This window comes from Mycolicibacterium frederiksbergense, assembly GCF_012223425.1.
Classification (GTDB): Bacteria; Actinomycetota; Actinomycetes; order Mycobacteriales; family Mycobacteriaceae; genus Mycobacterium; species Mycobacterium frederiksbergense.
Genome location: NZ_CP038799.1, coordinates 3,692,181 through 3,717,820 on the forward strand (window position 1 = coordinate 3,692,181; position 25,640 = coordinate 3,717,820).

A 25,640-nucleotide genomic window follows, 5' to 3' on the forward strand; every position below is an offset into this window, starting at 1 on the left:
TCACGGCGCCTGCGTCTGCTGATACAGCGCGAGCCGCCATGCGTCACCGGTGCGGTGGTACACGCTCGACATGACCCCCCGGAACGCAGGTTCCGCGCCGTCGCGCCACGCGGTGCCGGTGTAGACCAGTGCCGCGTTGTCGTCGTCGACCGGGACACACCGGACATCGCTGATCTCGTAGGTGCGCCAGGGCGGTGATTCGGACAGTGCGTTCACCACGGTCCGGCGGTCCATCACCATCCCGTTGGCCAGCACCATCACCGCGTCCGCGAGCATCGTCGCGCCGTAGAACTCCGATCCGGTGGAGTTGCACAGCGAGTCCCAGCCCGCGCGTTCCAATTCCAGCAGAGTGTCGACCAGGTTGTCCGTCATGGGTACCGGGTACCCACAGATGAGCTATCCGTTGGCCTTGGCGATCACATTCTCCGCGAACCATTCCAGGTTGCGGATCTTGTCGTCGAGCGGTTCGGTGTCCTGTCCCATGATGTAGGGAATCCGGAAGCCGACGATGACATCGGTGACGCCCTTGTCCTCCAGGCGCTTGACGCCATCCAGGGTGAAACCGTCGATCGAGATGACGTGGATCTGGAACTCGTCGGCCAGGCCGATGCGCTCCTCTTCCTCCCGGTACTTCTTCAGCTTGGCCAGCAGTGGGTCGAGCTCGGCGGGATCGCCGCCGCCGTGCATCCAGCCGTCGTTGCGCGCGGCGCGCTTGAGCGCGGCGTCCGCGTGCCCACCGATCAGGATCGGGATCGGCTTGGTGGGCGCCGGGGTCATCTTGAAGGACGGGAAGTCGTAGAACTCGCCGTGGTACTCGAAGTAGTCACCGGAGGTGAGCCCGCGGATGACGTCGATGCACTCGTCCATCCGCTTACCGCGGCGTGCGTACGGTACGCCCATGATCTCGTAGTCCTCCGGCCACGGGCTGGTGCCGACACCGAGGTTGAGGCGGTTGTCGAACATCGCCGCGAGCGACCCGGCCTGCTTGGCGACCAGCGCCGGCGGCCGGATCGGCAGCTTGAGCACGAAGACGTTGAACTGGAGTTTCGTCGTCACCGCGGACAAGGCCCCGATGAGCGCGAAGGTCTCGATGAACGACTTGCCGTCGAGAAATTCGCGGTTGCCGTCCTCGGTGTAGGGATATGTCGAGTCCGACACCTCGGGGTAGGCGACGCTGTCGGCGATGGTCATCCCGTGGTACCCGGCCTCGTCGGCGGCTTTCGCCAACGGGATGTAGTACTTGGGATCGGTCATGGCTTCCGCATAGGTGAACCGCATGACGCCGATACTAGAACACGTTCTAGTTCTGTGGCACGGAATGCGGGAGCTACCGCGGGAAGGGCGGAACGCCGACGCCGGCGATCGAGTAGCCGCCCTGCTGGCTGCGTTCGGTGAACCTGGCCGACGCGGACAGGTTTTCGATCGTGATGGACAGTGGATTACGTGCGTCATCGGGCAGCGCCTCGAAAACAGTTCCCTGCCAGTGGTACTGACCATCGATCGGGTCCAGGTGTCCGGTGAGCCGAACCCGCGACACCCGGCCCTCGATGGTGGCCGGCCCGTCATAAAGGTCCTCGGATTCCTCGATTTCGGAGCGTCCGGCCGGTTGTACCGCGCCGCCGGGCAGGAATCCGCTGCGCCGCCACATCCGCCGCGCGATCGGGCCCATCAGGCCGACCTCCTCCAGGAACGAGGCCAGCGGGGCGAAGCCCGCGATCTGCACCTGGTGGCGGTGCGGGGACCGGCGGGCCATCCGCCGCGCCGCCCGGCCGTCCAGGCCGACCCGGTGGTACTGCACCTTGTTGGTGAACAGGAACCGGAAGAACGGTCCGCCGAGTCCGTTGAGGTTGCCCACCCAGATCCGCTTGGCCCGCGACATCGTCGGCATGCGCTTGCGCAGCCCGTCACGGGCGAATTGGATGTGGCGGGCCTCCTCGGTGACATGGATGCGCATCAGGCGCTGCACCACCGGCTGCAGGTCGTCATCGTCCATCATCTGGCGTTGCAGCGAGTCGAAGATCTCCTCGCCGATCAGCGCGGCGACCCACAGCACCGACCCGCGGAACGCGAACGGCAGGGCGTTGATGGCGAGGCGCTGATAGAGCTTCGGCCGGACCGGATCGGCGCCGACCCTGGCGATGGCCTTGCCGAACATGACCATGTGCCGGGTCTCGTCGCCGAGTTCGGTGAGTTCGTAATGGGTGGTGGCCGCGGTGGGGTCCTGGTGCATCATCTTGCGCAGCAGCGCCTGGTTCAGGATGTTCTCGAACCAGATGCCGGCCGACAGGGTGTTCACCAGTTCCTGGCGGGACAGTTCGATCTGTTCGGCCCGGCTCATCGCCTCCCAGAGCGGGGTGCCGTACAAAGACACCACCTTGGGTGGCAGATAGAACTTGTCCGGATCCAGCGGCGCATCCCAGTCGATATCCACGACGGGTTCGTAGGACTTGCGCACCGACCCCTTGAGCAGGCGTTCGGCGAATTCCGCGCGGGTGGTCTGGGTCTTCACCGAAGCTGTCATCGTCGACTCCCTCGAAATGGTGCGTGAGCTTTGAAGCTACGTTCGATACCAGCGGTAGTCAATACCCGCGGTACTGGGTAACTGTCTCCTTCGGTGGCCCCGCTAGCCTTCGCGGGTGCGCACAATTCATGTCATCGGTATCGGTGCGGGCGATCCCGACTACGTGACGGCGCAGGCCATCTCGGCGCTCAATGACACGCAGGTCTTCTTCGCCATGGACAAGGGCGACGCCAAGGACGATCTGGTCGCACTGCGGCGGCTCATCTGCGAGCGGTTCATCGCCGAACCCGGCTACCGGTTCGTCGCCCTGCCGGACCCCAAGAGGGCCCCGGCGGCGGACGGGCCTGCCTACGAGCAGGCCGTGACCGACTGGCACGCCGCGCGCGCCGCACTGTGGGCGCGGGCCATCGAGACCGAACTCGGGCCCGACGGGGTCGGGGCATTCCTGGCGTGGGGCGACCCGTCGCTGTACGACAGCACGCTCCGCATCTTGGACCGCGTTGCCGAACACGTGGAATTCGAGTTCGACGTGATTCCCGGTATCACCGCCATCCAGGCACTCACCGCGCGGCATCGCATCCCGCTCAACGATATTGGCGAAGCCGTTCTCATCACCACCGGCCGGCGGCTGCGGGATGAGGGTGCCGTCGGAGCGGCCGTGGTGATGCTCGACGGCGAATGTTCATTCCTGCGCACCCCGCCCGACACCCGAATCTGGTGGGGCGCCTACCTCGGCACGCCCGACGAGTTGCTCGCCCACGGCACCGTGGGGGAGGTGGGTGAGCAGATCGCCGAAATGCGCGCCGCGGCAAGGGAACGGCACGGCTGGATCATGGACATCTACCTGCTGCGCACGGCAGACTGAGCGGCATGAATTTCCTGCTGCGCGCCGCACTGACCGGAGTGGCGTTGTGGGTGGTGACCCTCGTGGTGCCCGGCGTCAGCATCCTCGGGGGCGACTCCACCCTGCAACGGGCCGGCATCATCTTCGTCGTCGCGGTGGTCTTCGGACTCGTCAATGCGGTGATCAAGCCCATCGTGCAGTTCATTTCGATACCGCTCTACATCCTGACCCTCGGCCTGATCCATATCGTCATCAACGCGCTGATGCTGTGGATCACCTCGTGGATCACCGAGCACACCACACACTGGGGCCTGTTCATCGAGGATTTCTGGTGGACCGCGATCTGGGCCGCGATCGTGCTGTCCATCGTCAGCTGGCTACTGTCCCTGGTGGCGGGCGATGCGAAAAGGGCTGTGCAGTAACGGATCAGCCCCGTCGCAGCGATCGCCCCGGGATCGGCGGCGTTCGAACTGCCCCTGGCCCGCCGCGTGCTGCTCGGCCGGCGCTCCGGTCACCTGCGCACACGGGAGACGATATCGGTGCCCGCCCGGGCGACACTCGAGTCACACTGGTGGCATGCCCGAACTGCCCGAAGTGGAGGCCCTCGCCGATCACCTGCGCCGGCATGCCGTCGGCAAGGCCGTCAGCAGGGTCGACATCTCCGCACTGTCGGTGCTCAAAACCTTCGACCCGCCGGTGACCGCGCTGCACGGATGCGAGGTCACCGGGGCGGCGCGGTGGGGCAAATACCTCGGGCTGCAGGTCGGTGAGCTCTACCTCATCACCCACCTGTCCCGGGCCGGTTGGCTGCGCTGGTCGGACAAGCTGGCGCCGACGCCGCTGAAACCGGGTAAGGGCCCGATCGCGCTGCGCGTGCACCTGGGCGACTCGCAGGGCTTCGATCTGACCGAGGCCGGCACCCAGAAACGCCTCGCGGTGTGGGTGGTTCGCGACCCGCTGGACGTCCCGCAGATCGCCGGTCTGGGACCCGATGCGCTGGCGCTGGATCCCGACGGGCTGCGCGAGGTGCTGGCCGGTCAAAGGGGCCGCATCAAGACCGTCATCACCGATCAGAAGGTGATCGCCGGGATCGGCAACGCCTACAGCGATGAGATCCTGCACGTGGCGAAGCTGTCGCCGTTTGCGACCGCCAACAAACTCTCCGATGCGCAACTGGCCGACCTGCACGACGCGATGTCCTCGGTGCTCACCGATGCGGTGTCGCGTTCGGTGGGCCAGCAGGCCGCAACGCTGAAAGGGGAGAAGCGTTCCGGGTTGCGGGTGCACGCCCGCACCGGGCTGCCGTGCCCCGTCTGTGGGGACACGGTGGCCGAGGTGTCGTTTGCGGACAAGTCGTTCCAGTACTGCCCGACATGCCAGACCGGCGGCAAAGTGCTCGCAGATCGCAGAATGTCGCGTCTGCTCAAGTAGATTTCCAGCCGTGACCCGTCCGCACGTGGTGTCCGGCACCGCCGCGACGATGACGATTGTGGCGACGGGCCTGGGCGCCAGCATCACCGCCGCGGATCCGGTGATCCTGTCGGCGAACATCTCGGCGGTCCGGGAGGGGCTGGCGCTGTCGCCGGGCACCGCCAGCTTCGTCGCCAGCGTGGCCACCCTGTCCCTGGCGGCGGGCGTGCTCGGAGCCGGCGCACTCGGGGACAAATTCGGCATGAGGCGGATGTTCTCGCTCGGCCTGATGGGCACCGTCGTGTTCGGTGTGCTGGCCGCCTCGGCGCCGAACGCCGGGGTGCTGATCGCCGCCCGCGCCGGGGTGGGACTGGCATTCGCCCTGCAACTGGGATTGGCGCTGGCCATCGTCAACGTCGTCTTCCCGCCCGAGCGGCGGGCCACCGCGATCTCACTGCATCTGGGGGCCGGATTCGTCGCTGCGGTGCCGATGCCGGCCATCGGGTCCCTGCTCGCCGAACACTTCGGTTGGCGCACCTGCTTTCTGGTGGCCCCCGTCCTGGCGCTGGTCGCGCTGGCCATGGTGCGCAGGTACGTGCCGGAGACACCACGCGCCGAGCGCCGGCTCGACGTTGTCGGTCTGCTGCTGGTGGCCGTCGCACTGTCGGGGACGGTCTTCGGACTTTCCCGGCTGCAGAGCGGTCTGAACGCGGGTGTGATCGGGTCGCTGGCCGTCGGGCTGGTCGCCGCGGTCGCCTTCGTGATCTTCGAACGACGCACTCCGAGCCCCGCGCTGGACCTGCGGATATTCTCCTCCGGGCCGTTCAATGCCGCCGTCTTCGCCGGCATCGCCTTCAACTTCCTCAGCGGCGGCGTGACGGTGCTGCTGGCCTTCTACCTCGTCGCAGTCCGCGGCGAATCACCCACTGCGCTGGGCCTTCTCATGGCGCCCGCCGCGCTGCTGTCGGCCGTCGGGGCCGCGGCGGCCGGCCGGGCCGCGGTCCGACTGGGGCAGCGCGGCGTGCTCGTCGGCGGGCTGCTGTTGCTGGTCGCGGGACTGCTGGTGGTGACCCGGCTCGGCGAGCAGAGCTCACTGTGGGTGCTGTTCGCCGCGGTGGCCTTCAACGCCGTCGGCGCGGCCGTCGTCGAGACCATCGAGGCCACCGTCATGCTGCAGACCGCGCCGGTCGAGCTGAGCGGCGCGGTCGCCGCGGTGAAAAGTGCTGTCGGACAAGCGGCGTACTCGATGGGGCCGGCGCTGTTCGCGCTTATCGGCACCAGCGTCTTCGTGCACTCCGCGGCCGGCAAGCTCGCCGGCACCGGGATCAGCGAGGAGCAGGCGCGTGAGGCGTTGCGGGCGGCTCACGGCGGGGCCGGTTCGGCCGCGGGCACCAACGTGCTGGACCCGCAGCGGGCCCGTGAGGTGGTCGACGGTGCGCACGCGAGCATGATCGACGCCATCCATACGCTCGGCTGGACGCTGACCGCGGTGCCGCTGGCGGCCATCGTGGCGGCGCTGATTCTGATGAGGCCCGCCCGTGCCTGACGCCGACGACCCCACCGCCATCGAGTTCATCGCCCGGCTCGGCTCGGCGATGCTCAGCGCGGACTATCCGGTGACGATGGTTCGCCTTGCTCTGGAGCGGGTGGCCGCCCGGCAGGAAACAGAGTGCCCGGTGCTGGTGCTGCCGAACTTCATCCAGGCCGGCGACCGGCACCACACCACGGTGGTGCGTGGTGCCGCGTTGCGCTACGACCAGACCTTCCCGTTGGGCGAGTTGGCGGAGCAGGCCCAGCGCCGCCGGGTCGACCCGGTCGAGGGGATCGCCGAGCTGGATCGCATCCACGCGCTACCGCGGCGCTTCCCCAGTTGGGTCGGGGTGATCGGCTACGGGTTGCAAAGTGCCGCCTACGGGCTGATCCTGCAACCGACGGTGGTGTCGCTGATCGCCGCCACCGGTTTCGGGTTGATCGTCGGACTGCTGGAGCTGGCGACCCGCAAGAATGCCGCGTTGCGCCAACTGCTGCCGGTACTCAGCGCATTCCTGGTCACCTATGTCGCCTTCAGTCTCGGGCGGCTGCTGCACATGGGGCACGACAGCCTGCGGGTGCTGATCGCGCCGCTGACGCTGTTCCTGCCCGGGGTGGCGATCACGCTGGCGGTCATCGAATCGTCGACCAGTGAGATGGTGTCCGGATCGGCGCGGCTGATGGCCGGATTGATGCGACTGGCACAACTGGCGCTGGGGATCCTGCTGGCCGTCCAATTGCTCGGGCTGTCCTGGTCGGAGCTCGCCGATGCCCCCGTCAACACGCTCGGTAGCTGGGCGCCCTGGCTGGGTGTCGCCGTGTATGCCGTCGCGATCACCCTGCACCTCGGGCCGCCCCGCGGCTTCGCCCCGTGGCTGATGCTGGTCCTGTTCACCGCGTACGGCGCCCAGGTGCTGACCAACGCGGCGTTCGGCGGGTATGTCAGCGGCTTCGGCGGCGGGCTCATCCTGATCCTCTGTGCGTTGGCACTCAGCAGACTGTCGATGACACCGGTGGCCCAGGTGATGCTCGCCCCCGGGTTCTGGCTGCTGGTGCCCAGCTCGATCGGGATGATCGGGGTCGCCGAACTGGCATCGGGGCAGGGCAGTGCGGCGATCACGGTGATGCTGGTGTCGATGATGTCGATCGCGTTGGGATTCACCAGCGGATTCGCAGCCTGGAACACGTTTGCGCGCCGTGGAACGGACCCCGAATCGACGACCGAGCTGTGACGGTCTTCTCCCAAGATGTATAACTCGGTTATCCTGCTGCCATGACCCGCCAGAAGATCCTCATCACCGGTGCAAGCTCGGGCCTCGGCGCCGGAATGGCGCGTGCCTTCGCGGCCAAGGGCCGGGACCTGGCACTGTGTGCCCGCCGCGTCGAGCGCCTCGAAGAACTGCGCGCCGAGATCCTCGACAAGCACCCCTATGCCAAGATCGCCATCGCCGCCCTCGACGTCGACGATCACGAGGCCATCCCGCGGGTGTTCGGCGAACTGTCCGACGAACTCGGCGGCATCGACCGCGTCATCGTCAACGCGGGAATCGGCAAGGGCTGGCCGCTCGGCGAAGGTAAGCCGTGGGCCAACAAGGCCACCATCAACACCAACCTGATCTCGGGCATGGTGCAGATCGAGACCGCGCTGGAGATGTTCAAGAAATCCGGCGGCGGACACCTCGTGCTGATCTCGTCGGTGCTCGGAAACACCGGGGTGCCCGGCGGCAAGGCGGCCTACTGTGCCAGCAAGGCCGGAATGACCTCACTGGGGGAGTCCCTGCGCGCCGAGTACGACAAGGGGCCCATCCGGATCACCGTCATCGAGCCCGGCTACATCGAGTCCGAGATGACCGCGAAGTCGGCGACCACCCTGCTGATGGTCGACAACGAGACCGGTGTCCGCAAGATGGTCGAGGCCATCGAGAAGGAAAAGGGGCGCGCAGTGGTGCCGTCCTGGCCGTGGGCGCCGATCACGCAGATCATGCGGCTGCTGCCGCCGAAGTACACGAAACGGTTCGCCTGACGTCGTCGAGAATTTCTGTTTTCGCGATGTTTAGCCCAGCTAGGCCGGTGGTAACCGTTCTTCCATGATGGTGAAACTGACGAAGATGACGACCTTTGTGTTCGCCGGTGCCGCGGGAGCGGCCATCGCGTTCTCGCCGATCGCCGGAGCCGAGCCCGCTCCGCCGCCGTGCTGGAACCCCGATGGCAAGCCGTGTGCCAGCATCGGTACCGCGGGCCCGGGTGGCGCCGATGTGGCGATCCCCGGTGGCCCGGCCGGTGAAGCCGGTCCCGGTGGCGCCAGTGGCGTGATTCCCGGTGGCCCCGGTGGTACGGCCGGCCCCGAGGGGGCATCCGGCTCGATTCCGGGTGGTCCGGGCGGGACTGCCGGCCCAGGCGGCGCCAGCGGTGGGATCCCCGGCGGCCCGGTCGGTAGCGCCGGTCCCGGTGGCGCCAGTGGGTGCATTCCGGGCGTCGGGTGCGCCACCATCCCCGCCCCCTGATAGCTAACAACGCTCCCGAGCTTCACGAAATGGCTGTTCCCGGTGACTGATCCGGGGACGGCCATTTCGCGTATCGGGGGCGAGCTACTTGCCGTCCTCGCCCAGACTGTTCCAGTTGTTTGACAGAGTGTTGGGTTTTCCTAACAATAGATTGCATGAGTCCGGTGCGTCGTGGGGAGCAGCTTCCCATTCACAACCGCATCGGCGTGCTGCGCGCCGAGCGGCGCATGACACGCGTGCAGCTCGCCGGGCTGATCGACGTCAACCCGCAGACCGTCGGTGCGCTGGAGCGAGGCGACCACTACCCGAGCCTTGACCTGGCGTTCCGCATCTGCGACGTCTTCGAGTTGCCGGTGGAGGCGGTGTTCTCCCGAGAACCGTTCACGCCACTGTCGGCCGAACTCTATGGAAACAGGCAACGAGCGGAAGGGACACGGCCGTGACCGAGACGAGCATCCTCGACAGGTACCAGGATTTTCGGACCAGACGGTTCCTGAAACAGGAACGCACATATGCCAATTCACTGCCCACGTGGCGCAACCGCCGCCGCCGGCGGATGCTCGTGATCGGACTGGCGGTGACGTTCGCGTTCATGGCAGCCGTCGCGGTGCTGTGCGCGTTCGGCCTGTGGTGGGCGCCGCTGCTGTGGCTGCCGGCCTGCGTCGCGTTCTTCCCGATGTGGACCGTGCTGCAACTGGTCTCGGGCAGGCGCGGTGACGCGCCGGAGGCCGCGCTCGACGAATTCGAGATCGCCCAACGCAACAGCGCCCGATCCATCGGGCTGACCGCGACGCAGTACCTGATGATGCTGCCCATCGGGTACCTGATCTTCGGTTCCACGATCACCGACGGCACCGATACCGACATGGCGTATGCCGGCGGGCTGATGGCGCTGACGGTCCTGCTCATCGGCGGCTGCCTGCCCGCCATGATCCTCGGTTGGACGCGGACGGATCCCGATCCGGAGGACTAGGCGGTGCGGCCTCGCTCCTTGCGGTAACGGCGTACGAGGGCATCGGTGGAGCTGTCGGTCTGCTCGGCCGGTGACGCATCCTCGGTGAGGACCGGCAGCAGCGCCTTGGCCTGGGTCTTGCCCAGCTCCACACCCCACTGGTCGAACGAGTCGATCCCCCAGATCACACCCTCGGTGAAGACCTGGTGCTCGTAGAGCGCGATCAACTGGCCCACCACCGAGGGCGTCAGCTTGGTCGCCAGGATCGACGTCGTCGGGCGATTGCCCGGCATCACCTTGTGCGGGACGACGTCGGCTGCCGTGCCTTCGCCGGCGATCTCCTCGGCGGTCTTGCCGAAGGCCAGCACCTGGGTCTGGGCGAAGAAGTTGCTCATCAACAGGTCGTGCATGCTGCCGGTGCCGTCGGCGGTCGGCAGATCATCGGTGGGCTGGGAAAACCCGATGAAATCGGCGGGGATCAGCCGGGTGCCCTGGTGCAGCAACTGATAGAAGGCGTGTTGTCCATTGGTTCCCGGTTCGCCCCAATAGATCTCACCGGTGTCGGTGGTGACGGGCGTGCCGTCGGCGCGCACCGACTTGCCATTGGACTCCATCGTCAGCTGCTGCAGGTACGCCGCGAACCGGGACAGGTCATTGGAGTAGGGCAGCACCGCGCGGGACTGCGCACCGAAGAAGTTGTTGTACCAGAGGCCGATCAAGCCGAGCAGCGCCGGCGCGTTCTCGGCCAGCGGCGCGGTGCGGAAGTGCTCGTCGACCAGATGGAAGCCGGCCAGGAACTCCGCGAACCGTTCCTTCCCGATCACCGCCATCACGCTCAGGCCGATCGCGCTGTCCACCGAGTACCGGCCGCCGACCCAGTCCCAGAAGCCGAACATGTTGTCGGTGTCGATACCGAACTCGTCGACCAGCTTCTTGTTGGTCGACACCGCCACGAAATGCTTGGACACCGCGTCATCGCCGAGCGCCTCGGTGAGCCAGCGTCGCGCCGCGGTGGCGTTGGTCAACGTCTCCAACGTGGAGAACGTCTTCGAGGCGATGACGAAAAGTGTTGTCGCCGGGTCGAGACCGTCAAGCGTGGCGACCAGGTCGGCGGGATCGACGTTGGAGACGAACCGCGCCGAGATGCCGGCGTCGGCGTAGTGGCGCAGCGCGTCGTACACCATCACCGGACCCAGGTCCGAGCCGCCGATCCCGATGTTCACCACGCAGGCGATCCGCGCACCCGTCGCGCCCGTCCACTCGCCGGACCGCAACCGGTCGGTGAACGTGCCCATCGCGTCGAGCACCTCGTGCACGTCGGCGACGACGTCCTGCCCTTCGACCTCCAGTTCGGCGCCCTTGGGCAGGCGCAGGGCGGTGTGCAGCACCGCGCGGTCCTCGGAGGTGTTGATGTGGGTGCCGGAGAACATCGCCGCGCGGCGGCCCTCCAGGTCGGCGGCCCTGGCCAGATCGGCCAGCAGGCCCAGGGTTTCGCGTGTCACCCGGTGCTTGCTGTAGTCGATGTAGAGATCCCCGACGGTCAGCGTCAGTTCGGTGCCGCGGGCCGGGTCCTCGGCGAAGAGCTCCCGAAGATTCTTCGGCGCCACCGCGTCGTGGTGGCGTTGCAGCGAATGCCATGCGGCCGTTTCGGTGATGTCAGCACTCATTCTTCTGACCTTAGTGCGGCGCCCGGATCGAGGGTGTACATGATGGATGTATGCGCATTGAAGACTTGATTGCATCCGTGCCGACCGGTCTGTGGATCGGTGGTGAGGAACGGGCAGGCTCGTCCACCTTCGACGTGCTCAACCCGGCGACCGACGAGGTCATCACCTCGGTGGCCGATGCAGGAGCGCAGGACGGTATCGCCGCGCTGGACGCCGCCGCGGCGGTACAGGCCGACTGGGCCGCCACCCCGGCCCGCGAACGCGGCGAGATCCTGCGTTCGGTCTTCGAAACCCTCACCGCGCGAAGCGAAGACCTCGCCACCCTGATGACCCTCGAGATGGGCAAGGTGATCGCCGAGAGCCGCGGCGAGGTCAAGTACGGCGCCGAGTTCTTCCGCTGGTTCGCCGAGGAGGCGGTGCGCATCGCCGGCCGCTACACCCAGGCACCGGCGGGCACCGGCCGCATCCTGGTCACCAAGATGCCCGTCGGCCCCTGCTACGCCATCACCCCGTGGAACTTCCCGCTGGCGATGGGCACCCGCAAGATCGGCCCGGCTCTGGCCGCCGGCTGCACCATGCTGGTCAAGCCCGCCCAGGAGACGCCGCTGACCATGCTGCTGCTGGCCAAGCTGATCGACGAGGCCGGGCTGCCCAAGGGTGTGCTGTCGGTGCTGCCGACCACCAAGCCCGGCGAGCTGACCGGCGCCCTGATCGACGACGGCCGGCTGCGCAAACTGACCTTCACCGGGTCGACCGGGGTGGGCAAGGCGCTGGTGAAACAGTCCAGCGACAAGCTGCTGCGGACCTCGATGGAACTGGGCGGCAACGCCCCGTTCGTGGTGTTCGACGACGCCGATGTCGACGCCGCGGTCGAGGGCGCCCTGCTGGCCAAGATGCGCAACGGCGGCGAGGCGTGCACCGCCGCCAACCGCTTCCACGTGGCCAACGCGGTGCGTGCGGAGTTCACCGACAAGCTGGTGAAGCGGATGAGCGAGTACACCCTGGGCAACGGCCTGGAGGATTCGTCGACGCTGGGCCCGCTGATCTCGGCCAAGCAGCTCGGCATCGTCGCCGACCTGGTGTCCGACGCGGTGGCGCGCGGCGCCGAGGTGGCCGTCGGCGGGGTAGCGCCCGGCGGGCCGGGGCACTTCTACCCGGCCACCGTGCTGGCCGATGTTCCCGCCGACGCCCGCATCCTCAAGGAGGAGGTCTTCGGGCCCGTCGCGCCGATCACCGGTTTCGACACCGAGGAGGAGGGCATCGCTGCGGCGAATGCCACCGAATACGGCCTGGCGTCCTACATCTACACCCAGTCACTCGACCGGGCGTTGCGGGTGGCGGAGTCCGTCGAGGCCGGCATGGTCGGGGTGAACCGCGGCGTCATCTCGGATGCGGCCGCCCCGTTCGGCGGGATCAAGGAATCCGGGTTCGGGCGCGAGGGCGGCTCCGAAGGTATCGAGGAGTACCTGGAGACCAAGTACATCGCCTTCACGCCCTGAGTTGGGGCTAGTGGCCGAGCCGGCCGCGGCCCAGGCGTAACAGCAGCATGGCCAGGTCTTTGCCCTCCGGGCCGAGCTCGCTGTAGCGCTCGATGACCTTCATCTCCCGGCTGTGCACCAGCCGGGTGCCACCGGAGGCCATCCGGGCCTTGCCGATGATCCGGGAAACCTCGGTACGGCGTTGCACCGCGGCCAGGATCGTGGCGTCCAGTTCGTCGATCTCCAGACGCAGATCGTCGATGTTGGCGGCGGGCTCGGGTGACACGAACCGAGTGTGCCACCCGACGCAGATTCGGTGCAAAGCCGGGTCACGGGGATGTCACCGTTCAGCGGTAGATTCGAGACCGAAATGACATCGCTTTCTCACGCACCAGCTCACGCTTCCGGTGGGGCCTCCGAAACCGACCAGCTGCTGGACGGGCTCAACCCGCAGCAGCGCCAGGCCGTACTGCACGAAGGGTCCCCGCTGCTCATCGTGGCCGGTGCCGGGTCGGGCAAGACGGCGGTGCTCACCCGGCGCATCGCCTATCTGCTGGCCGCCCGCGAGGTGGGCGTCGGCCAGGTGCTGGCCATCACGTTCACCAACAAGGCCGCCGCGGAGATGCGCGAACGTGTCGTGGCACTCATCGGGCCGCGCGCCCGGAGCATGTGGGTGTCCACCTTCCACGCCACCTGCGTGCGGATCCTGCGCAACCAGGCCTCGCTGCTGCCCGGGCTGAATTCCAACTTCTCCATCTATGACGCCGACGACTCGCGGCGGCTGCTCATGATGATCGCCAAGGACATGGGCCTGGACACCAAGCGGTACTCGCCGCGGCTGTTGGCCAACAGCATCTCCAACCTGAAGAACGAGCTGATCGACCCGGACCAGGCGCTCGCCGATCTCACCGAGACCGCCGACGACATGTCCAAGACCGTGGCTTCGGTGTTCGGCGAGTACCAGCGCCGGTTGCGGGCGGCCAACGCCCTGGACTTCGACGATCTCATCGGTGAGACAGTCGCTGTGCTGCAAGCCTTTCCGCAGATCGCCCAGTACTACCGGCGGCGGTTCCGGCACATCCTGGTCGACGAGTACCAGGACACCAACCACGCCCAGTACATGTTGGTGCGTGAGCTCGTCGGCGTGGAGACAACCCAGGACGGTGTGACACCCGGCGAGCTGTGTGTGGTGGGCGACGCCGATCAGTCGATCTATGCGTTCCGCGGGGCCACCATCCGCAATATCGAGGATTTCGAGCGCGACTACCCGAACGCGACCACGATTCTGCTGGAACAGAATTACCGCTCCACGCAGACGATCCTGAACGCTGCCAACGCTGTCATCTCCCGCAATGCCGGGCGTCGCGAGAAGCGGCTGTGGACCGACTCCGGTGAGGGTGAACTGATCGTCGGCTATGTCGCCGACAACGAGCACGACGAGGCACGCTTCGTCGCCGAGGAGATCGACGCGCTGGCCGACGGCCACCAGGTCAACTATTCCGATGTGGCGGTCTTCTACCGGACCAACAACTCGTCGCGGGCGCTGGAAGAAGTGTTCATCCGCGCCGGGATCCCGTACAAAGTCGTTGGTGGGGTGCGGTTCTACGAGCGCAAAGAGATCCGCGACATCGTCGCCTACCTGCGGGTGCTGGACAACCCCGGCGATGCGGTGAGCATGCGGCGCATCCTGAACACCCCGCGCCGCGGCATCGGTGACCGCGCCGAAGCCTGCGTGGCGGTGTACGCCGAGAACACCGGCGGCAGCTTCAACGACGCCCTGCAGGCCGCCGCCGAGGGCCGGGTGCCGATGCTGAACACCCGCTCGGAGAAGGCCATCGCCTCGTTCACCCAGCTGCTCGACAGCCTGCGCGGCGGTCTGGACGGTGAGCTCGGCGATCTGGTGGAGGCGGTGCTGGACCGCACCGGATACCGGCGCGAACTCGAAGCCTCCAGCGACCCGCAGGACCTGGCGCGGCTGGACAACTTGAACGAACTCGTCAGCGTCGCACACGAATTCAGCATCGACCTGGCCAACGCGCAGGCGTTGCGCGACGAAGAAGGTATGCCCGAGGACGAGGATGTTCCCGACACCGGCGTGCTGGCCCAGTTCCTGGAGCGGGTATCGCTGGTCGCCGACGCCGACGGTATCCCCGAACACGAATCCGGCGTGGTCACCATGATGACGCTGCACACCGCCAAAGGTCTGGAGTTCCCGGTCGTTTTCGTGACCGGCTGGGAGGACGGCATGTTCCCGCACATGCGGGCACTCGGGGACCCGACCGAGCTGTCCGAGGAACGCCGGCTGGCCTATGTCGGGATCACCCGCGCCCGGCAGCGGCTGTACCTGAGCCGGGCCAAGGTGCGCTCCTCCTGGGGGCAGCCGATGCTCAACCCGGAGTCGCGGTTCCTGCGCGAGATCCCCGAGGACCTGATCAACTGGCGCCGCGTCGAGGCCCCGTCGGCGGCGCTGAGCGCCCCGCGGGTCGGACGGTTCGCCGACAGTGCACGCCCGGCGCCGGTCCCGGCGAAGGCGCGCAACCGGGCGATCATCACGCTGGAGCCCGGGGACCGGGTCACCCACGACAAGTACGGGCTGGGCCGCGTGGAAGAGGTCTCCGGGATGGGGGAGTCGGCGATGTCACTCATCGACTTCGGCAGTGCCGGGCGCGTCAAGCTGATGCACAACCACGCGCCGGTGCAGAAGCTCTAGACCGGCGGGCTGGAGCGCAGCGACCGGGGGATCAGCTGCGCGCCCACTCGCGGGTGCTCGGCAACAGGGCGAGCACGATCGCGGAGACCGGCAACAGCGGCATCGCGTACACCACCGGGTGCAGTTTGGCGCCGGCCAGGAACAGGCTGCCGAAGATCAGCAGTCCGATGGCGGCGCCGACGGCGATCAACAGCCGTCCCATCCGGCGCTGCAGCAGCAGCGCAATCAGCCCACCGATACCGGCGGCGGCCGAGATGGCGGTGAGGAATCCGATGGCTATGCAGAACAGCAGATCGGTGTTCCACCACCCGGCGATCAGATCGGTCGCGATGACGGCGGTGGCCCAGCCGGACAGGATGCTCAGCACGGCGGCCGCGATGGCGGTGGCGGGCCCGGGTGACCGTCGCGAGGGGACGGCGACCGGGACGGGCCGCGGGATGTAGGTGGTTTGTCCCGCCTCGGCAGGGGTACGCAACAAGGACGTGCGGTCGTCACCCAACGAGGGAGGGTTCAGCGTGGGAAAGGAACCGGTGGGGGTCCGGCGAATGATGCGAGGTTGATCAGCAGGCGGTTCGGGTGGATCCGGGGTCACCCGTCCAACGTAGCTTTTCGGCCGGCGTGGATTGTCAGCCGACGTAGCTGCCGGGGCTGAGCCCCCGCTGTGCCAGCCACGGCACCGGGTCGATCCGGTTGGAGCCGTTCGTCAGCACCTCGAAGTGCAGATGCGGGCCGGTCGAGTTGCCGCGGTTGCCCATGGTGGCGATCTGGTCGCCGGCCATCACCCGCTGTCCCTTGCTGACCAGCCAGGTGTTGATGTGGCCGTACAGCGTCACGGTGCCGTCCGAGTGGCGCAACTTCACCAGCGCGCCGTAACCGGCCGTCGGGCCGACCTCGACGACGACGCCGTCGCTGGCCGCCATGATCGGGGTGCCGATCGGACCAGCGATGTCGATGCCGCCGTGCAGCACGCCCCAGCGGTAACCGAAGCCGGACGTCCACACGCCCTTGGTCGGCATCGCGAAGAGCGGCCGCACCAGGCGGGCCTCGCGCTCGGCGCGCTCCTGCGCGAACGCGGCGGCCTTGGTGATCTCCTCGGCGTGGATCGCCCCTGAGGCGACCGGTTGGACCGCGACGATCTGCATGCCCTCGGGGGAGCCACTGATGGCGGCGCCGTTGATGAGCGCGTTGTCTGCGGCCAGCACCGTGTCGGTGGTCGGGGTGCTCTCCGGGTTGCTCAGCGAGTACGCGCCCGAGGCGGTCGCGCCGGCGGCCATGGCCGCGATCATCAGGCGGCTCTTGACCGCACCGACGGTCTGCTTACGGTGGGCGCCGCCGCTGCGTTGCAGGGGGCCACCGCGCATGTCGATCACATCGGTGAGGGCGTTGCCGTCGCTGAGGTCGGTGTGACTATCGCGATAGGCGTGCGACGAACCGTGATCATCGCCGGCATCGCCGGTCGGCGTCGTCCGTGACCGGAATTCGCTCGGGATGAGGAGCCGCAACGGCACCAGGTCGTCGGTGTCGTGAAGGTCGTCGAGTTCGGGGGCGGCGATCACACGCTGTTCTTTGTCGAACGCGGAACTATCGCGAAAGTCCAGGTCATGGAGGTCGCCGAACTCATTGAACGGGATGATGTCGGTGACTTCTGCGGGGCGTTGGGTGGAGAGCCCTTTCGTCGCTACCCCCCGGAGGGTGCGGGACGCACTGTGCTCAGCCAACCTGGAGTGCCCTTCGCGTCGTGACCTGTCCGTTATCAAGACCAGTAGGCACGTTAACCAAATCCCAATGTTGGTGGCAACTCAAGTGAGCATTCCCACCGGGATTGTGACTTGTATCACCAACGGGGTCCGGTGAGATGTACCACATGAGCGGTGGGCGATGACGGCGGCCGACACCGAGGTGGATACAGTGCCAGCGAGCCTGTCGCGGCCTTCCGGCCGGTCCGGCGGCCCACTTCAGAAGTCAGTTCGCACCGACGCGATTTAGGAAGCTCATGGATCTGTTCGAATACCAGGCGAAAGAGCTGTTCGCCAAGCACAACGTACCCACTACGCCCGGCCGGGTCACCGACTCGCCGGAGGACGCCAAGGCGATCGCCGAGGAGATCGGCAAGCCGGTCATGGTGAAGGCTCAGGTCAAGGTCGGTGGCCGCGGCAAGGCCGGCGGCGTCAAGTACGCGGCCACTCCCGCCGACGCCCTGGAGCACGCCACCAACATCCTGGGCCTCGACATCAAGGGCCACATCGTCAAGAAGCTGCTGGTCGCCGAGGCCAGTGACATCGCCGAGGAGTACTACATCTCCTTCCTGCTCGACCGCTCCAACCGCACCTACCTGGCCATGTGCTCGGTCGAGGGTGGCATGGAGATCGAAGAGGTCGCCGCGACCAAGCCCGAGCGCCTGGCCAAGGTGCCCGTCGACGCCGTCAAGGGTGTCGATCTGGCCTTCGCGCGCGAGATCGCCGAGAAGGGCCACCTGCCCGCCGAGGTGCTCGACGCCGCGGCCGTGACCATCCAGAAGCTCTGGGAGGTCTTCATCGGTGAGGACGCCACCCTGGTGGAGGTCAACCCGCTGGTGCGCACGCCCGACGATCAGATCCTGGCCCTGGACGGCAAGGTCACCCTGGACGCGAACGCCGACTTCCGGCAGCCCGGCCACGCCGAGTTCGAGGACAAGGACGCCACCGATCCCCTCGAGCTCAAGGCCAAGGAGAACGACCTCAACTACGTCAAGCTCGACGGCGAGGTGGGCATCATCGGTAACGGTGCCGGTCTGGTCATGTCGACGCTGGACGTCGTCGCCTACGCCGGTGAGCGTCACGGCAACGTGAAGCCCGCCAACTTCCTCGACATCGGCGGCGGCGCCTCGGCCGAGGTGATGGCCAACGGTCTCGACGTCATCCTGGGCGACAGCCAGGTCAAGAGCGTCTTCGTCAACGTGTTCGGCGGCATCACCGCCTGCGACGCGGTCGCCAACGGCATCGTCGGTGCGCTCAAGAAGCTCGGCGACAGTGCGAACAAGCCGCTGGTGGTCCGCCTGGACGGCAACAACGTCGAAGAGGGCCGTCGCATCCTCGACGAGGCCAACCACCCCCTGGTCATCCAGGCCGACACCATGGACGCCGGCGCCGACAAGGCCGCCGAGCTGGCCAACAAGTAAGGGAGCCACCAAAGATGTCTATCTTCCTGAACAAGGATTCCAAGGTCATCGTCCAGGGCATCACCGGCGGTGAAGGCACCAAGCACACCAAGCTGATGCTCAAGGCCGGCACCCAGGTCGTCGGTGGCGTCAATGCGCGCAAGGCCGGCACCACCGTGTCGCATGTCGACAAAGACGGCAACGACATCGAACTGCCGGTATTCGGCAGCGTCGCCGAAGCCATGAAGGAGACCGGCGCCGACGTGTCGATCGCCTTTGTGCCACCGGCCTTCTCGAAGGACGCGATCATCGAGGCCATCGATGCCGAGATCGGTCTGCTGGTCGTCATCACCGAGGGCATCCCGGTGCAGGACAGCGCGTACGCGTGGGCCTACAACGTGGAGAAGGGTGAGAAGACCCGGATCATCGGGCCGAACTGCCCCGGCATCATCACCCCCGGAGAGTCGTTGGTCGGCATCACGCCGAACAACATCACCGGCAAGGGACCGATCGGCTTGGTCTCCAAGTCCGGCACCCTGACCTACCAGATGATGTACGAGCTGCGCGATCTCGGCTTCTCCACCGCCATCGGCATCGGCGGCGACCCGGTCATCGGCACCACCCACATCGACGCCATCGAGGCATTCGAGAAGGATCCCGAGACCAAGCTGATCGTGATGATCGGCGAGATCGGTGGCGACGCCGAAGAGAAGGCCGCGGCCTACATCAAGGCCAATGTCACCAAGCCGGTTGTCGGCTACGTCGCGGGCTTCACCGCTCCCGAGGGCAAGACGATGGGCCACGCCGGCGCCATCGTGTCTGACGGTGCTGGCACCGCGGCCGGTAAGCAGGAGGCCCTGGAGGCCGCGGGCGTGAAGGTCGGCAAGACCCCGTCGGAGACCGCCGCCAAGGCGCGCGAGCTGCTGAAGTCTCTTTAGCTGCGAGCAGTCCCCCGCAAGTGGGAGGTACCCCCACCAAATGGCCCCAAATCCACTCGGATTTGGGGCCATTTGCGTCTTCTCATGAGCTACAGGTGCGTGGCCAGGAACTTCTCCACGGCGTGGTACATGTCGATGTTGTTGTCCGGGTTGAGGAACCCGTGCCCCTCGTCCTCCTTGACCATGTACTCGACCTCGACGCCGCGGGCGCGCAGGGCCGCGACCATGTTGTCGGACTCGGCCTGCACGACGCGAGAGTCGTTGGCGCCCTGCACCACCAACAGCGGGGTGCGGATCTGATCGACCCGGGTGATGGGGGAACGGGCCAGCATATCGGCCTCCTGCGCGGGATCCTTCGGGTCACCGACGTAGAGATTCCAGTTGTTGGCCAGGAACCTGCGGCCGACATCGGGCAGCGTGCGCATGAAGTTGGGCAGGCTGGAGATCCCGACGTAGTCGATGGCCGCGGCGAAGACGTCCGGGGTGAACGTGACACCGACCAGCGTGGCGTATCCGCCATAGGAGCCGCCGAAGATGGCCACCCGGTCCCGGTCGGCGAAGCCCTGCTTGACCGCCCAGTCCACCGCGTCGATCAGATCGTCGTGCATCTTGCCGGCGAATTCGCCGATGGCGGCCTGGGTGAACGCCTTGCCGTATCCGGTCGATCCGCGAAAGTTGACCTGCAGCACCGCATATCCTCGGTTGGCCAGCAGCTGCACGTCGGGCTGGTAACCCCAGCAGTCCCGTGACCACGGGCCACCATGCACCAGCAGCACCAGCGGCAGGTTCTCCGGCGGCCTGCCCACCGGCAGCGTCAGATACGAATGCAGTTCCAGCCCATCGCGTGAGGTGATGGTGACCGGTGTCATCTCGGCCAGCGCCGCGGGATCCAGGTGCGGGTAGGGCCGGAACAACAGTCGGCTCTCGCCGGTCGCATGGTCGTAGAAATAGGTGACATTCGGATCGCGGTCGTGGCTGAAGTTGACCACCCAGCGTTGCCCGCTGTCATCGCACGACATTCCGGCCAGGTCGCCATCGGAGAGTCTGGTGAGTGCGTCCAATACCTCGGCGAACTCGTCGTCGAGAGCGTGGATCACCTGTCGCTCACCGTAGTAGCGGGCGCCGATCAGTTCCCCGGTCCGCTCACTGATGATGAACGGTGACGGCAGCACCAGCTGCGCGCCGAGGTCGAGTGTCGGGTGACTGTGTACCTCGGTCTCCTCGCCGGTGGCCACGTCGACGCGGGCCAGCCGGAGCCGGTCGCTGCCCTGATAGGAGCCCAGCCAGATGCCGGCACCATCGGGAGAGACGGCGATCGGGTGGATGCCCAGGGGGTAGTCCCGACCCTCGTAGACCCTGATCGTCCGCAGTGACCGGGCGGCCGAATCCCATTGCGAGATCTCGACATCGCCCTCGGCGGTCAGGGTGTTGGTGAACAGCTCGCCACCGGGTCCGCCGATCCAGCTGACCACGGTGCCGGGATTCTCGGCGAGCAGGGTGAGCTCACCGGTGGCGATGTCGAGTTCGAAGGCGTCGACCAGTTCGGCATTGCGCGCGTTGTGCTGGACCAGGGCCTTGCCCGGACGTGCCTTGAGCAGTTCGTAGGAGGCGCGCACCCGGGGGAACGGGGTGAGGTCAACGGCCGGGGTGTCCGGCGCATCCGGGTCCACCCGGTACACGTGCCAGTGCTCGTCGCCACCGCTGTCCTGCATGTACAACAACCACCGCGAATCGTGGGTCCAGCTGTAGAAGTACACGCTGCGGGTTTCGTCGGCGGTGACGCAGCGGGGTTCCTCCTTGCCGTCCACGTCCTGCACCCACACGTTGAGGCGGTTCCGCCACGGGGCGAGGTAGGCGATGCGGGTGCCGTCCGGGGAGATGGTGGCCCCGGCCCGCTCGGGCGGGCTGAAGAAGTCCTCGACGGAAATGATCGCGGGCGATTGCGTCGTGTCGGTCACGAGGTCCTTTCTCGATGGAGTGTCACTTAGTGACAACTCCACAGTGTCACTAAGTGACAAGACCGTCAAGTGAGCTGGGTGCCCTCGCGGTACCGGACGATGTGACGGACCAGGCGATCGGTGAGGTCGTACCAGGTCGCGCGCCGGTCACCGGTATCTGATTTGGCGGCGTCGACCCAGCGTGCGGTGGCCAGTCGTCCCAGCGCCGCGGCCGCCGATTGGTTCGAAACACCGACCGCGGCAGCCAGGTCGGTGACCGTACGGGCTCCGGGGCCGCGTGCCAGCTCCACGACCAGGCGCTGCTCGCCGGCGGGGAGCGACCAGAGTTGCTGCTGATAGGCCGGTGACAACCGGTCCAAGAGCATCGCCTTGGCGGGCTCCAGCGCCGACAGTGCGGCGGCATCCGCCGTCTCGGCGAGGGTCTGCCACAACCGTGGCGCACCCCCGGCGAATTCGCGGATCGCCTCCAGCCGGTCCAGCCCTTCCGGGGTCCCGACGTAGTCGGCCAGGGCCGGGTTGCGGGCGAGGATCTGCGCCCCCTCGGCGGCGCTGAGATCGTCGAGTTCCTCGATGATGAAGGAGCCGTACCAGGGGTGGGTGCGGGATGCGACGCCAGGGAACAATGCCGGGGCGGTCCCGAGAATTGATACCGCAGTGCATGTTTCGACCCAGGCGCGCAGGCTGCCCTGACCGGATTCGCCGATCGCGTCGAACACCCGGTCCAGGTTCTCGATGACCAGCAGCACCATCCGGCCGTCGGCGATGTCCAGGATCACCCGTTCCAGCTCGATCACCTCGGTGCGCAGCTCCCCGGCCCGCGGCCGGTAGGGCCGGATTAGCTCGACGAGCAGGTCGCCGTAGTGACCGATCGACAGCGCATCCTCCGGAAGGCGCAGCACCAGCACCTGTTCGGCGGTCACGGCATCGGACAGTGCGCGGTGTACCACCACGGCCACGGTGTGCGTTTTGCCGCTGCCGCGCGGACCGAGCAGCAAGGTGTGCGGCCGGGATCCGTCACGGGCGGCCGAGATGACCCGGTCGGTGAGTCGCTCCAGCAAGGATGCGCGTCCGACGGTTCGGGCGTCCAGTTCGCCGGGGTCCACGGTGCCGGGGGAGAAGAGGATGTTCACCGTCACCTCCGCATGGCCAGCCAGGCGGACCGCACCAATCCCGATGCGAAGCAGTCCTCGTCGCCGATGCGGCGCAGATAGTGGTCCTGCTCCAGGCGTTCGACGAACGACACCAGCTGGTCGCGGTCGCGGATGGTGGAGCCCTCCGAACGCAGGAGCTGTGACACGGCGTCGATGCCGAGCGGTTCGCCCGCGTGGGCGTAGATGTCCAGTAGGCCGGCGATGGCCGTGGCGTCGTCGCCGTAGTAGTTGCGCAGTCGGTCGCGGTAGTGGCGCAGATCCCACGGGTCGTGCGGGTCGATCACCGCGGCCTGCAGCAGTGTCGGGATGTCGTCGGGGCTGACCGGACCGGTGCGCGCGGACGCCGCCACCAGATGCTGGATGTAGTACGGCACGTTCTCGGCGGTGGCCGCGATGGATTGGGCGACCAGGTGCGCATCGGTGCCGGCGACGCGCGCGCCCAGCATCAGGCATTCGGCCAAGTAGGTGGCGTGGTCATGGCGGATGGGGCCGACGGTGACCTTGCGGATGTCGTTGACCGAGCTGAGGGCGTCGCCGGAAACGTGGTGAAAGCCGATCGACCCGGACAGCACGGTGGCCAGCCGCCCGGCGTTGTCCTGGCGGAACCGGCGCAGGAGGTGCAGGAACGCGTCACCGCCGCCGGTCCGCTCCCGCTCCAGGTTGCGGGCCAGCACGGTCACCTCGTCGATGAAGAGCACCAGAGGACCGCCGCGGGCCCGGGCGACCGCGCGCTGCAGCAGATCGTCGAGGGCGGCCTCGGCCTGGGCGCGCTCGAAGCGCACCGGCCCGGTGCCGAAGGCGACCTTCCAACGCTCGACCTCCTGGCGGAGCGCGTTGTCGGTGCGGCCGAGTTCGCCGGCGAGGGCCGCGACGAACTCGGCATAGGTCTGACGCTCGGCGCTGACCGAGACCACGGTCAGCCCGCGCCGGCGCGCCGTGTGGGCGACCAGGCGGGCCAGCGAGGTCTTGCCGTGGCGGCGGTCGCCGACCAGGGCCGCGCCACCGTCGGCCAAGCCGGCCAGGATCTCCTGTTCCTCGCGGACCCGGCCCACCACGTTCTCCGGTGGCACCACGCCGCCCACCACCAGGGACATCGGCCGGACGGTCCAGTTCATCCGATAATCGTACGCCTGGTCTGATGTACGTCAAATATGTTGTACGCCTGACCCTGCGTATTTTTGCTGTCGCGGACTAGTCGGTTAGCCTGACGAACTAACACGTGTCAGGAGGCCTGTAATGGTGGATCCGCGTACGCCGGTGATCGTCGGTGTCGGACAGTTCACCGAGCGCGTCGACGCGCCGGACTACCGCGGGATGTCATCCGTCGACCTGGCCACCGCGGCCGTGCGGGCAGCGCTGGCCGACACCGGCGCCGACGCGACTGCGGTGGCTGCAGCGATCGAGGTCTTCGTCGCACTCCGGCAGTTCGAGATCTGCACGCCGTTCTCCGAGGCGCCGCTGGGGTGCTCGGACAACTACCCGCGATCGGTCGCGGCCCGTATCGGTGCCGATCCGGCTCGCGCGGTGCTCGAACCGCTGGGCGGGCACGGATCGCAGAAGGTCGTCACCGAGTTCTCCGGCGCCATCGCGGCCGGGGACGCCGAGGTGGTCCTGGTGCTCGGGTCCGAGAACGGGTCGACGCTGCGGTATTTCGCCGGCCGCGAGGACAAACCCGACCACTCCGAACAGGTCGGCGGGCAACTCGAGGACCGCGGATACGGGTTCGATCAGTACATGAACGAGTACACCGCCAAGCATGGATTGACCGGTGCTCCCGTGCAATACGGGTTGCTGGACAACGCGCGGCGGGCCCGCCTCGGCGCCACGGTGGACGAATACCGACGCGACATGGCCGAGTTGTTCGCGCCGTTCTCCGAAGTCGCCGCCAGGAACCCGCTGTCTTCGTCTCCGGTGCCACGCTCCGTCGACGAACTGCTCACCGTCACCGCGGAGAACCGGATGATCTGTGATCCCTACCCGCGGTTGATGGTGGCCCGTGACCAGGTGAACCAGGGCGCCGCCGTGCTGATCATGTCGGTGGCCGCGGCCCGCCGGCTGTCGGTGCCCGAAAGCAAATGGGTCTACCTGCACGGCCACGCCGACATGGTGGAGCAGCAGCTGCTCGACCGCGAGGACCTGAGCATGAGCTTGTCCGCGGAAAAGGCTGTGGCAGAGGCGCTCCGGGTAGCCGGTATCAGGTTGGCCGAAGTGTCCACCTTCGACCTGTACAGCTGCTTCCCGTTCCCGGTGTTCTCCGTCTGCGACTCGACCGGGCTGGCGACCGATGATCCGCGCGGTCTCACTCTGACCGGTGGACTGCCCTACTTCGGCGGGCCGGGCAACAGCTACTCCCTGCACGGTATCGCCGAGACGGTGAACGAAATGCGTTCCGAGCCAGGATCTTTCGGACTGGTCGGCGCCAACGGTGGGGTGATGAGCAAGTATTCGGTCGGGGTGTACTCGACGACGCCCGCCGAGTGGGCGGCCGATGACAGCAAGGCGCGGCAGGCCGAGATCGCCGCGCTTCCCACGGTGCCCGTCACCCGCGACGCCGACGGCACCGGCGTCATCGAGACGTACTCGGTGCGCTACGACTGGCCCGAGACCACCGGCGTCATCATCGGCCGGCTCGAGGCCGACGGCTCGCGGTTCATGGCACTGAGTACCGACGAAGCCCTGGTGGCGCTGATGTCCGACGGTGATCCGCTGGGTGCGCGCATCGAGGTGAAGTCCACCGAGGACGGCATCAACCTGGCGACCCTGGCATAGCGCCGACGGCCTCCAGCGTCGACTTGTCGGTGGGTTTCGGGCGGAAAACCACCCACAAGTCGACGTTGAGCG

Annotated in this window: 24 protein-coding genes; 14 read left to right on the top strand and 10 right to left on the bottom strand. The window is 67.3% G+C overall.

Annotation, left to right across the window (positions count from 1 at the left end):
* From EXE63_RS20970 to EXE63_RS20980, 3 genes are read right to left on the bottom strand one after another with little or no spacing between them, the layout of a single operon-like run.
* Entirely contained in the window at positions 1-372 is a 372-nt protein-coding gene (locus EXE63_RS20970; protein WP_168143527.1) for a nuclear transport factor 2 family protein, read from the bottom strand.
* 24 nt (positions 373-396) lie between these two features.
* Positions 397-1,278 carry an LLM class flavin-dependent oxidoreductase gene (locus tag EXE63_RS20975; RefSeq protein WP_168143528.1) on the bottom strand — a complete coding sequence of 294 codons (882 nt, stop codon included), beginning with the start codon at positions 1,276-1,278 and terminating at the stop codon, positions 397-399.
* Positions 1,279-1,327: 49 nt separating this feature from the next.
* Positions 1,328-2,521 carry a diiron oxygenase gene (locus EXE63_RS20980; RefSeq protein ID WP_168143529.1) on the bottom strand — a complete coding sequence of 398 codons (1,194 nt, stop codon included), beginning with the start codon at positions 2,519-2,521 and terminating at the stop codon, positions 1,328-1,330.
* 115 nt (positions 2,522-2,636) lie between these two features.
* On the opposite strand from EXE63_RS20980, the gene cobF reads away from it, so the two are divergent.
* The 9 genes from cobF to EXE63_RS21025 all read left to right on the top strand — a co-directional run bounded on the left by cobF (position 2,637) and on the right by EXE63_RS21025 (position 9,782).
* Entirely contained in the window at positions 2,637-3,386 is a 750-nt protein-coding gene (cobF, locus tag EXE63_RS20985; protein WP_168143530.1) for a precorrin-6A synthase (deacetylating), read from the top strand.
* Positions 3,387-3,391: 5 nt separating this feature from the next.
* Positions 3,392-3,787, top strand: coding sequence for a phage holin family protein (locus EXE63_RS20990; protein ID WP_168143531.1), 396 nt, complete (start codon positions 3,392-3,394; stop codon positions 3,785-3,787).
* Positions 3,788-3,941: 154 nt separating this feature from the next.
* Entirely contained in the window at positions 3,942-4,796 is an 855-nt protein-coding gene (locus EXE63_RS33355) for an Fpg/Nei family DNA glycosylase (protein ID WP_168143532.1), read from the top strand.
* A gap of 10 nt (positions 4,797-4,806) precedes the next feature.
* Positions 4,807-6,321, top strand: a complete 1,515-nt coding sequence (locus EXE63_RS21000) for an MFS transporter (protein ID WP_234904205.1) — start codon at positions 4,807-4,809, stop codon at positions 6,319-6,321.
* A complete protein-coding gene (locus EXE63_RS21005) occupies positions 6,314-7,537 on the top strand; it encodes a threonine/serine exporter family protein (RefSeq protein ID WP_234904206.1) in 1,224 nt (407 codons plus the stop codon). Before EXE63_RS21000 ends, EXE63_RS21005 begins: the two co-directional genes overlap by 8 nt.
* 41 nt (positions 7,538-7,578) lie before the next feature.
* Entirely contained in the window at positions 7,579-8,328 is a 750-nt protein-coding gene (locus EXE63_RS21010) for an SDR family oxidoreductase (RefSeq protein WP_168143533.1), read from the top strand.
* An 85-nt stretch (positions 8,329-8,413) separates the two neighbouring features.
* Positions 8,414-8,809: a hypothetical protein gene (locus EXE63_RS21015; protein WP_436277633.1), complete on the top strand. Its 396-nt coding sequence runs from the start codon at positions 8,414-8,416 to the stop codon at positions 8,807-8,809.
* Between the two features lie 155 nt (positions 8,810-8,964).
* Entirely contained in the window at positions 8,965-9,252 is a 288-nt protein-coding gene (locus EXE63_RS21020) for a helix-turn-helix transcriptional regulator (RefSeq protein ID WP_168143534.1), read from the top strand.
* Positions 9,249-9,782 (top strand): hypothetical protein, encoded by a 534-nt coding sequence (locus tag EXE63_RS21025; RefSeq protein ID WP_168143535.1) that lies wholly within the window; start codon positions 9,249-9,251, stop codon positions 9,780-9,782. The genes EXE63_RS21020 and EXE63_RS21025 overlap by 4 nt, the downstream gene beginning before the upstream one ends.
* Here EXE63_RS21025 and pgi read toward each other — a convergent pair.
* Positions 9,779-11,428, bottom strand: a complete 1,650-nt coding sequence (gene pgi / locus EXE63_RS21030) for a glucose-6-phosphate isomerase (protein WP_168143536.1) — start codon at positions 11,426-11,428, stop codon at positions 9,779-9,781. The two genes, EXE63_RS21025 and pgi, sit on opposite strands and share 4 nt — an antisense overlap.
* 50 nt (positions 11,429-11,478) lie before the next feature.
* Here pgi and EXE63_RS21035 point away from each other — a divergent pair, with 50 nt between their 5' ends.
* The gene (locus EXE63_RS21035; RefSeq protein WP_168143537.1) at positions 11,479-12,927 is read left to right on the top strand and encodes an NAD-dependent succinate-semialdehyde dehydrogenase; all 1,449 of its coding nucleotides are present in this window, start codon (positions 11,479-11,481) and stop codon (positions 12,925-12,927) included.
* 7 nt (positions 12,928-12,934) lie between these two features.
* On the opposite strand, the gene EXE63_RS21040 is transcribed toward EXE63_RS21035, so the two are convergent.
* A complete protein-coding gene (locus tag EXE63_RS21040) occupies positions 12,935-13,192 on the bottom strand; it encodes a chorismate mutase (protein WP_105362487.1) in 258 nt (85 codons plus the stop codon).
* Between the two features lie 84 nt (positions 13,193-13,276).
* On the opposite strand from EXE63_RS21040, the gene pcrA reads away from it, so the two are divergent.
* On the top strand, positions 13,277-15,616 hold the full coding sequence (gene pcrA / locus EXE63_RS21045; RefSeq protein ID WP_168143538.1) for a DNA helicase PcrA: 2,340 nt from the start codon (positions 13,277-13,279) through the stop codon (positions 15,614-15,616).
* Between the two features lie 31 nt (positions 15,617-15,647).
* Here the strand turns inward: pcrA and EXE63_RS21050 are convergent, their stop codons facing one another.
* The gene (locus tag EXE63_RS21050; protein WP_168143539.1) at positions 15,648-16,208 is read right to left on the bottom strand and encodes a hypothetical protein; all 561 of its coding nucleotides are present in this window, start codon (positions 16,206-16,208) and stop codon (positions 15,648-15,650) included.
* Between the two features lie 34 nt (positions 16,209-16,242).
* Positions 16,243-17,334 carry a M23 family metallopeptidase gene (locus EXE63_RS21055; protein WP_168143540.1) on the bottom strand — a complete coding sequence of 364 codons (1,092 nt, stop codon included), beginning with the start codon at positions 17,332-17,334 and terminating at the stop codon, positions 16,243-16,245.
* Between the two features lie 275 nt (positions 17,335-17,609).
* On the opposite strand from EXE63_RS21055, the gene sucC reads away from it, so the two are divergent.
* Positions 17,610-18,773: an ADP-forming succinate--CoA ligase subunit beta gene (gene sucC / locus EXE63_RS21060; protein WP_105362490.1), complete on the top strand. Its 1,164-nt coding sequence runs from the start codon at positions 17,610-17,612 to the stop codon at positions 18,771-18,773.
* A 14-nt stretch (positions 18,774-18,787) separates the two neighbouring features.
* The gene (gene sucD, locus EXE63_RS21065) at positions 18,788-19,690 is read left to right on the top strand and encodes a succinate--CoA ligase subunit alpha (protein WP_168143541.1); all 903 of its coding nucleotides are present in this window, start codon (positions 18,788-18,790) and stop codon (positions 19,688-19,690) included.
* 89 nt (positions 19,691-19,779) lie between these two features.
* Here the strand turns inward: sucD and EXE63_RS21070 are convergent, their stop codons facing one another.
* From EXE63_RS21070 to EXE63_RS21080, 3 genes are all read right to left on the bottom strand, one after another.
* Entirely contained in the window at positions 19,780-21,648 is a 1,869-nt protein-coding gene (locus EXE63_RS21070) for a S9 family peptidase (RefSeq protein WP_209999831.1), read from the bottom strand.
* 65 nt (positions 21,649-21,713) lie between these two features.
* Positions 21,714-22,778: a MarR family transcriptional regulator gene (locus tag EXE63_RS21075; RefSeq protein WP_308205496.1), complete on the bottom strand. Its 1,065-nt coding sequence runs from the start codon at positions 22,776-22,778 to the stop codon at positions 21,714-21,716.
* A 2-nt stretch (positions 22,779-22,780) separates the two neighbouring features.
* On the bottom strand, positions 22,781-23,893 hold the full coding sequence (locus tag EXE63_RS21080) for an ATP-binding protein (protein WP_168145691.1): 1,113 nt from the start codon (positions 23,891-23,893) through the stop codon (positions 22,781-22,783).
* A gap of 142 nt (positions 23,894-24,035) precedes the next feature.
* On the opposite strand from EXE63_RS21080, the gene EXE63_RS21085 reads away from it, so the two are divergent.
* The gene (locus tag EXE63_RS21085; RefSeq protein WP_168143542.1) at positions 24,036-25,568 is read left to right on the top strand and encodes an acetyl-CoA acetyltransferase; all 1,533 of its coding nucleotides are present in this window, start codon (positions 24,036-24,038) and stop codon (positions 25,566-25,568) included.
* The last annotated feature ends 72 nt before the right edge of the window (positions 25,569-25,640 follow it).

Coding starts and splice junctions, on each gene's coding strand:
- EXE63_RS20970 (WP_168143527.1), bottom strand. CDS start 372: ATGACGGACAACCTGGTCGACACTCTGCTGGAATTGGAACGCGCGGGC.
- EXE63_RS20975 (WP_168143528.1), bottom strand. CDS start 1,278: ATGCGGTTCACCTATGCGGAAGCCATGACCGATCCCAAGTACTACATC.
- EXE63_RS20980 (WP_168143529.1), bottom strand. CDS start 2,521: ATGACAGCTTCGGTGAAGACCCAGACCACCCGCGCGGAATTCGCCGAA.
- EXE63_RS20990 (WP_168143531.1), top strand. CDS start 3,392: ATGAATTTCCTGCTGCGCGCCGCACTGACCGGAGTGGCGTTGTGGGTG.
- EXE63_RS33355 (WP_168143532.1), top strand. CDS start 3,942: ATGCCCGAACTGCCCGAAGTGGAGGCCCTCGCCGATCACCTGCGCCGG.
- EXE63_RS21010 (WP_168143533.1), top strand. CDS start 7,579: ATGACCCGCCAGAAGATCCTCATCACCGGTGCAAGCTCGGGCCTCGGC.
- EXE63_RS21015 (WP_436277633.1), top strand. CDS start 8,414: ATGACGACCTTTGTGTTCGCCGGTGCCGCGGGAGCGGCCATCGCGTTC.
- EXE63_RS21020 (WP_168143534.1), top strand. CDS start 8,965: ATGAGTCCGGTGCGTCGTGGGGAGCAGCTTCCCATTCACAACCGCATC.
- pgi (WP_168143536.1), bottom strand. CDS start 11,428: ATGAGTGCTGACATCACCGAAACGGCCGCATGGCATTCGCTGCAACGC.
- EXE63_RS21035 (WP_168143537.1), top strand. CDS start 11,479: ATGCGCATTGAAGACTTGATTGCATCCGTGCCGACCGGTCTGTGGATC.
- pcrA (WP_168143538.1), top strand. CDS start 13,277: ATGACATCGCTTTCTCACGCACCAGCTCACGCTTCCGGTGGGGCCTCC.
- sucC (WP_105362490.1), top strand. CDS start 17,610: ATGGATCTGTTCGAATACCAGGCGAAAGAGCTGTTCGCCAAGCACAAC.
- sucD (WP_168143541.1), top strand. CDS start 18,788: ATGTCTATCTTCCTGAACAAGGATTCCAAGGTCATCGTCCAGGGCATC.
- EXE63_RS21080 (WP_168145691.1), bottom strand. CDS start 23,893: ATGTCCCTGGTGGTGGGCGGCGTGGTGCCACCGGAGAACGTGGTGGGC.
- EXE63_RS21085 (WP_168143542.1), top strand. CDS start 24,036: ATGGTGGATCCGCGTACGCCGGTGATCGTCGGTGTCGGACAGTTCACC.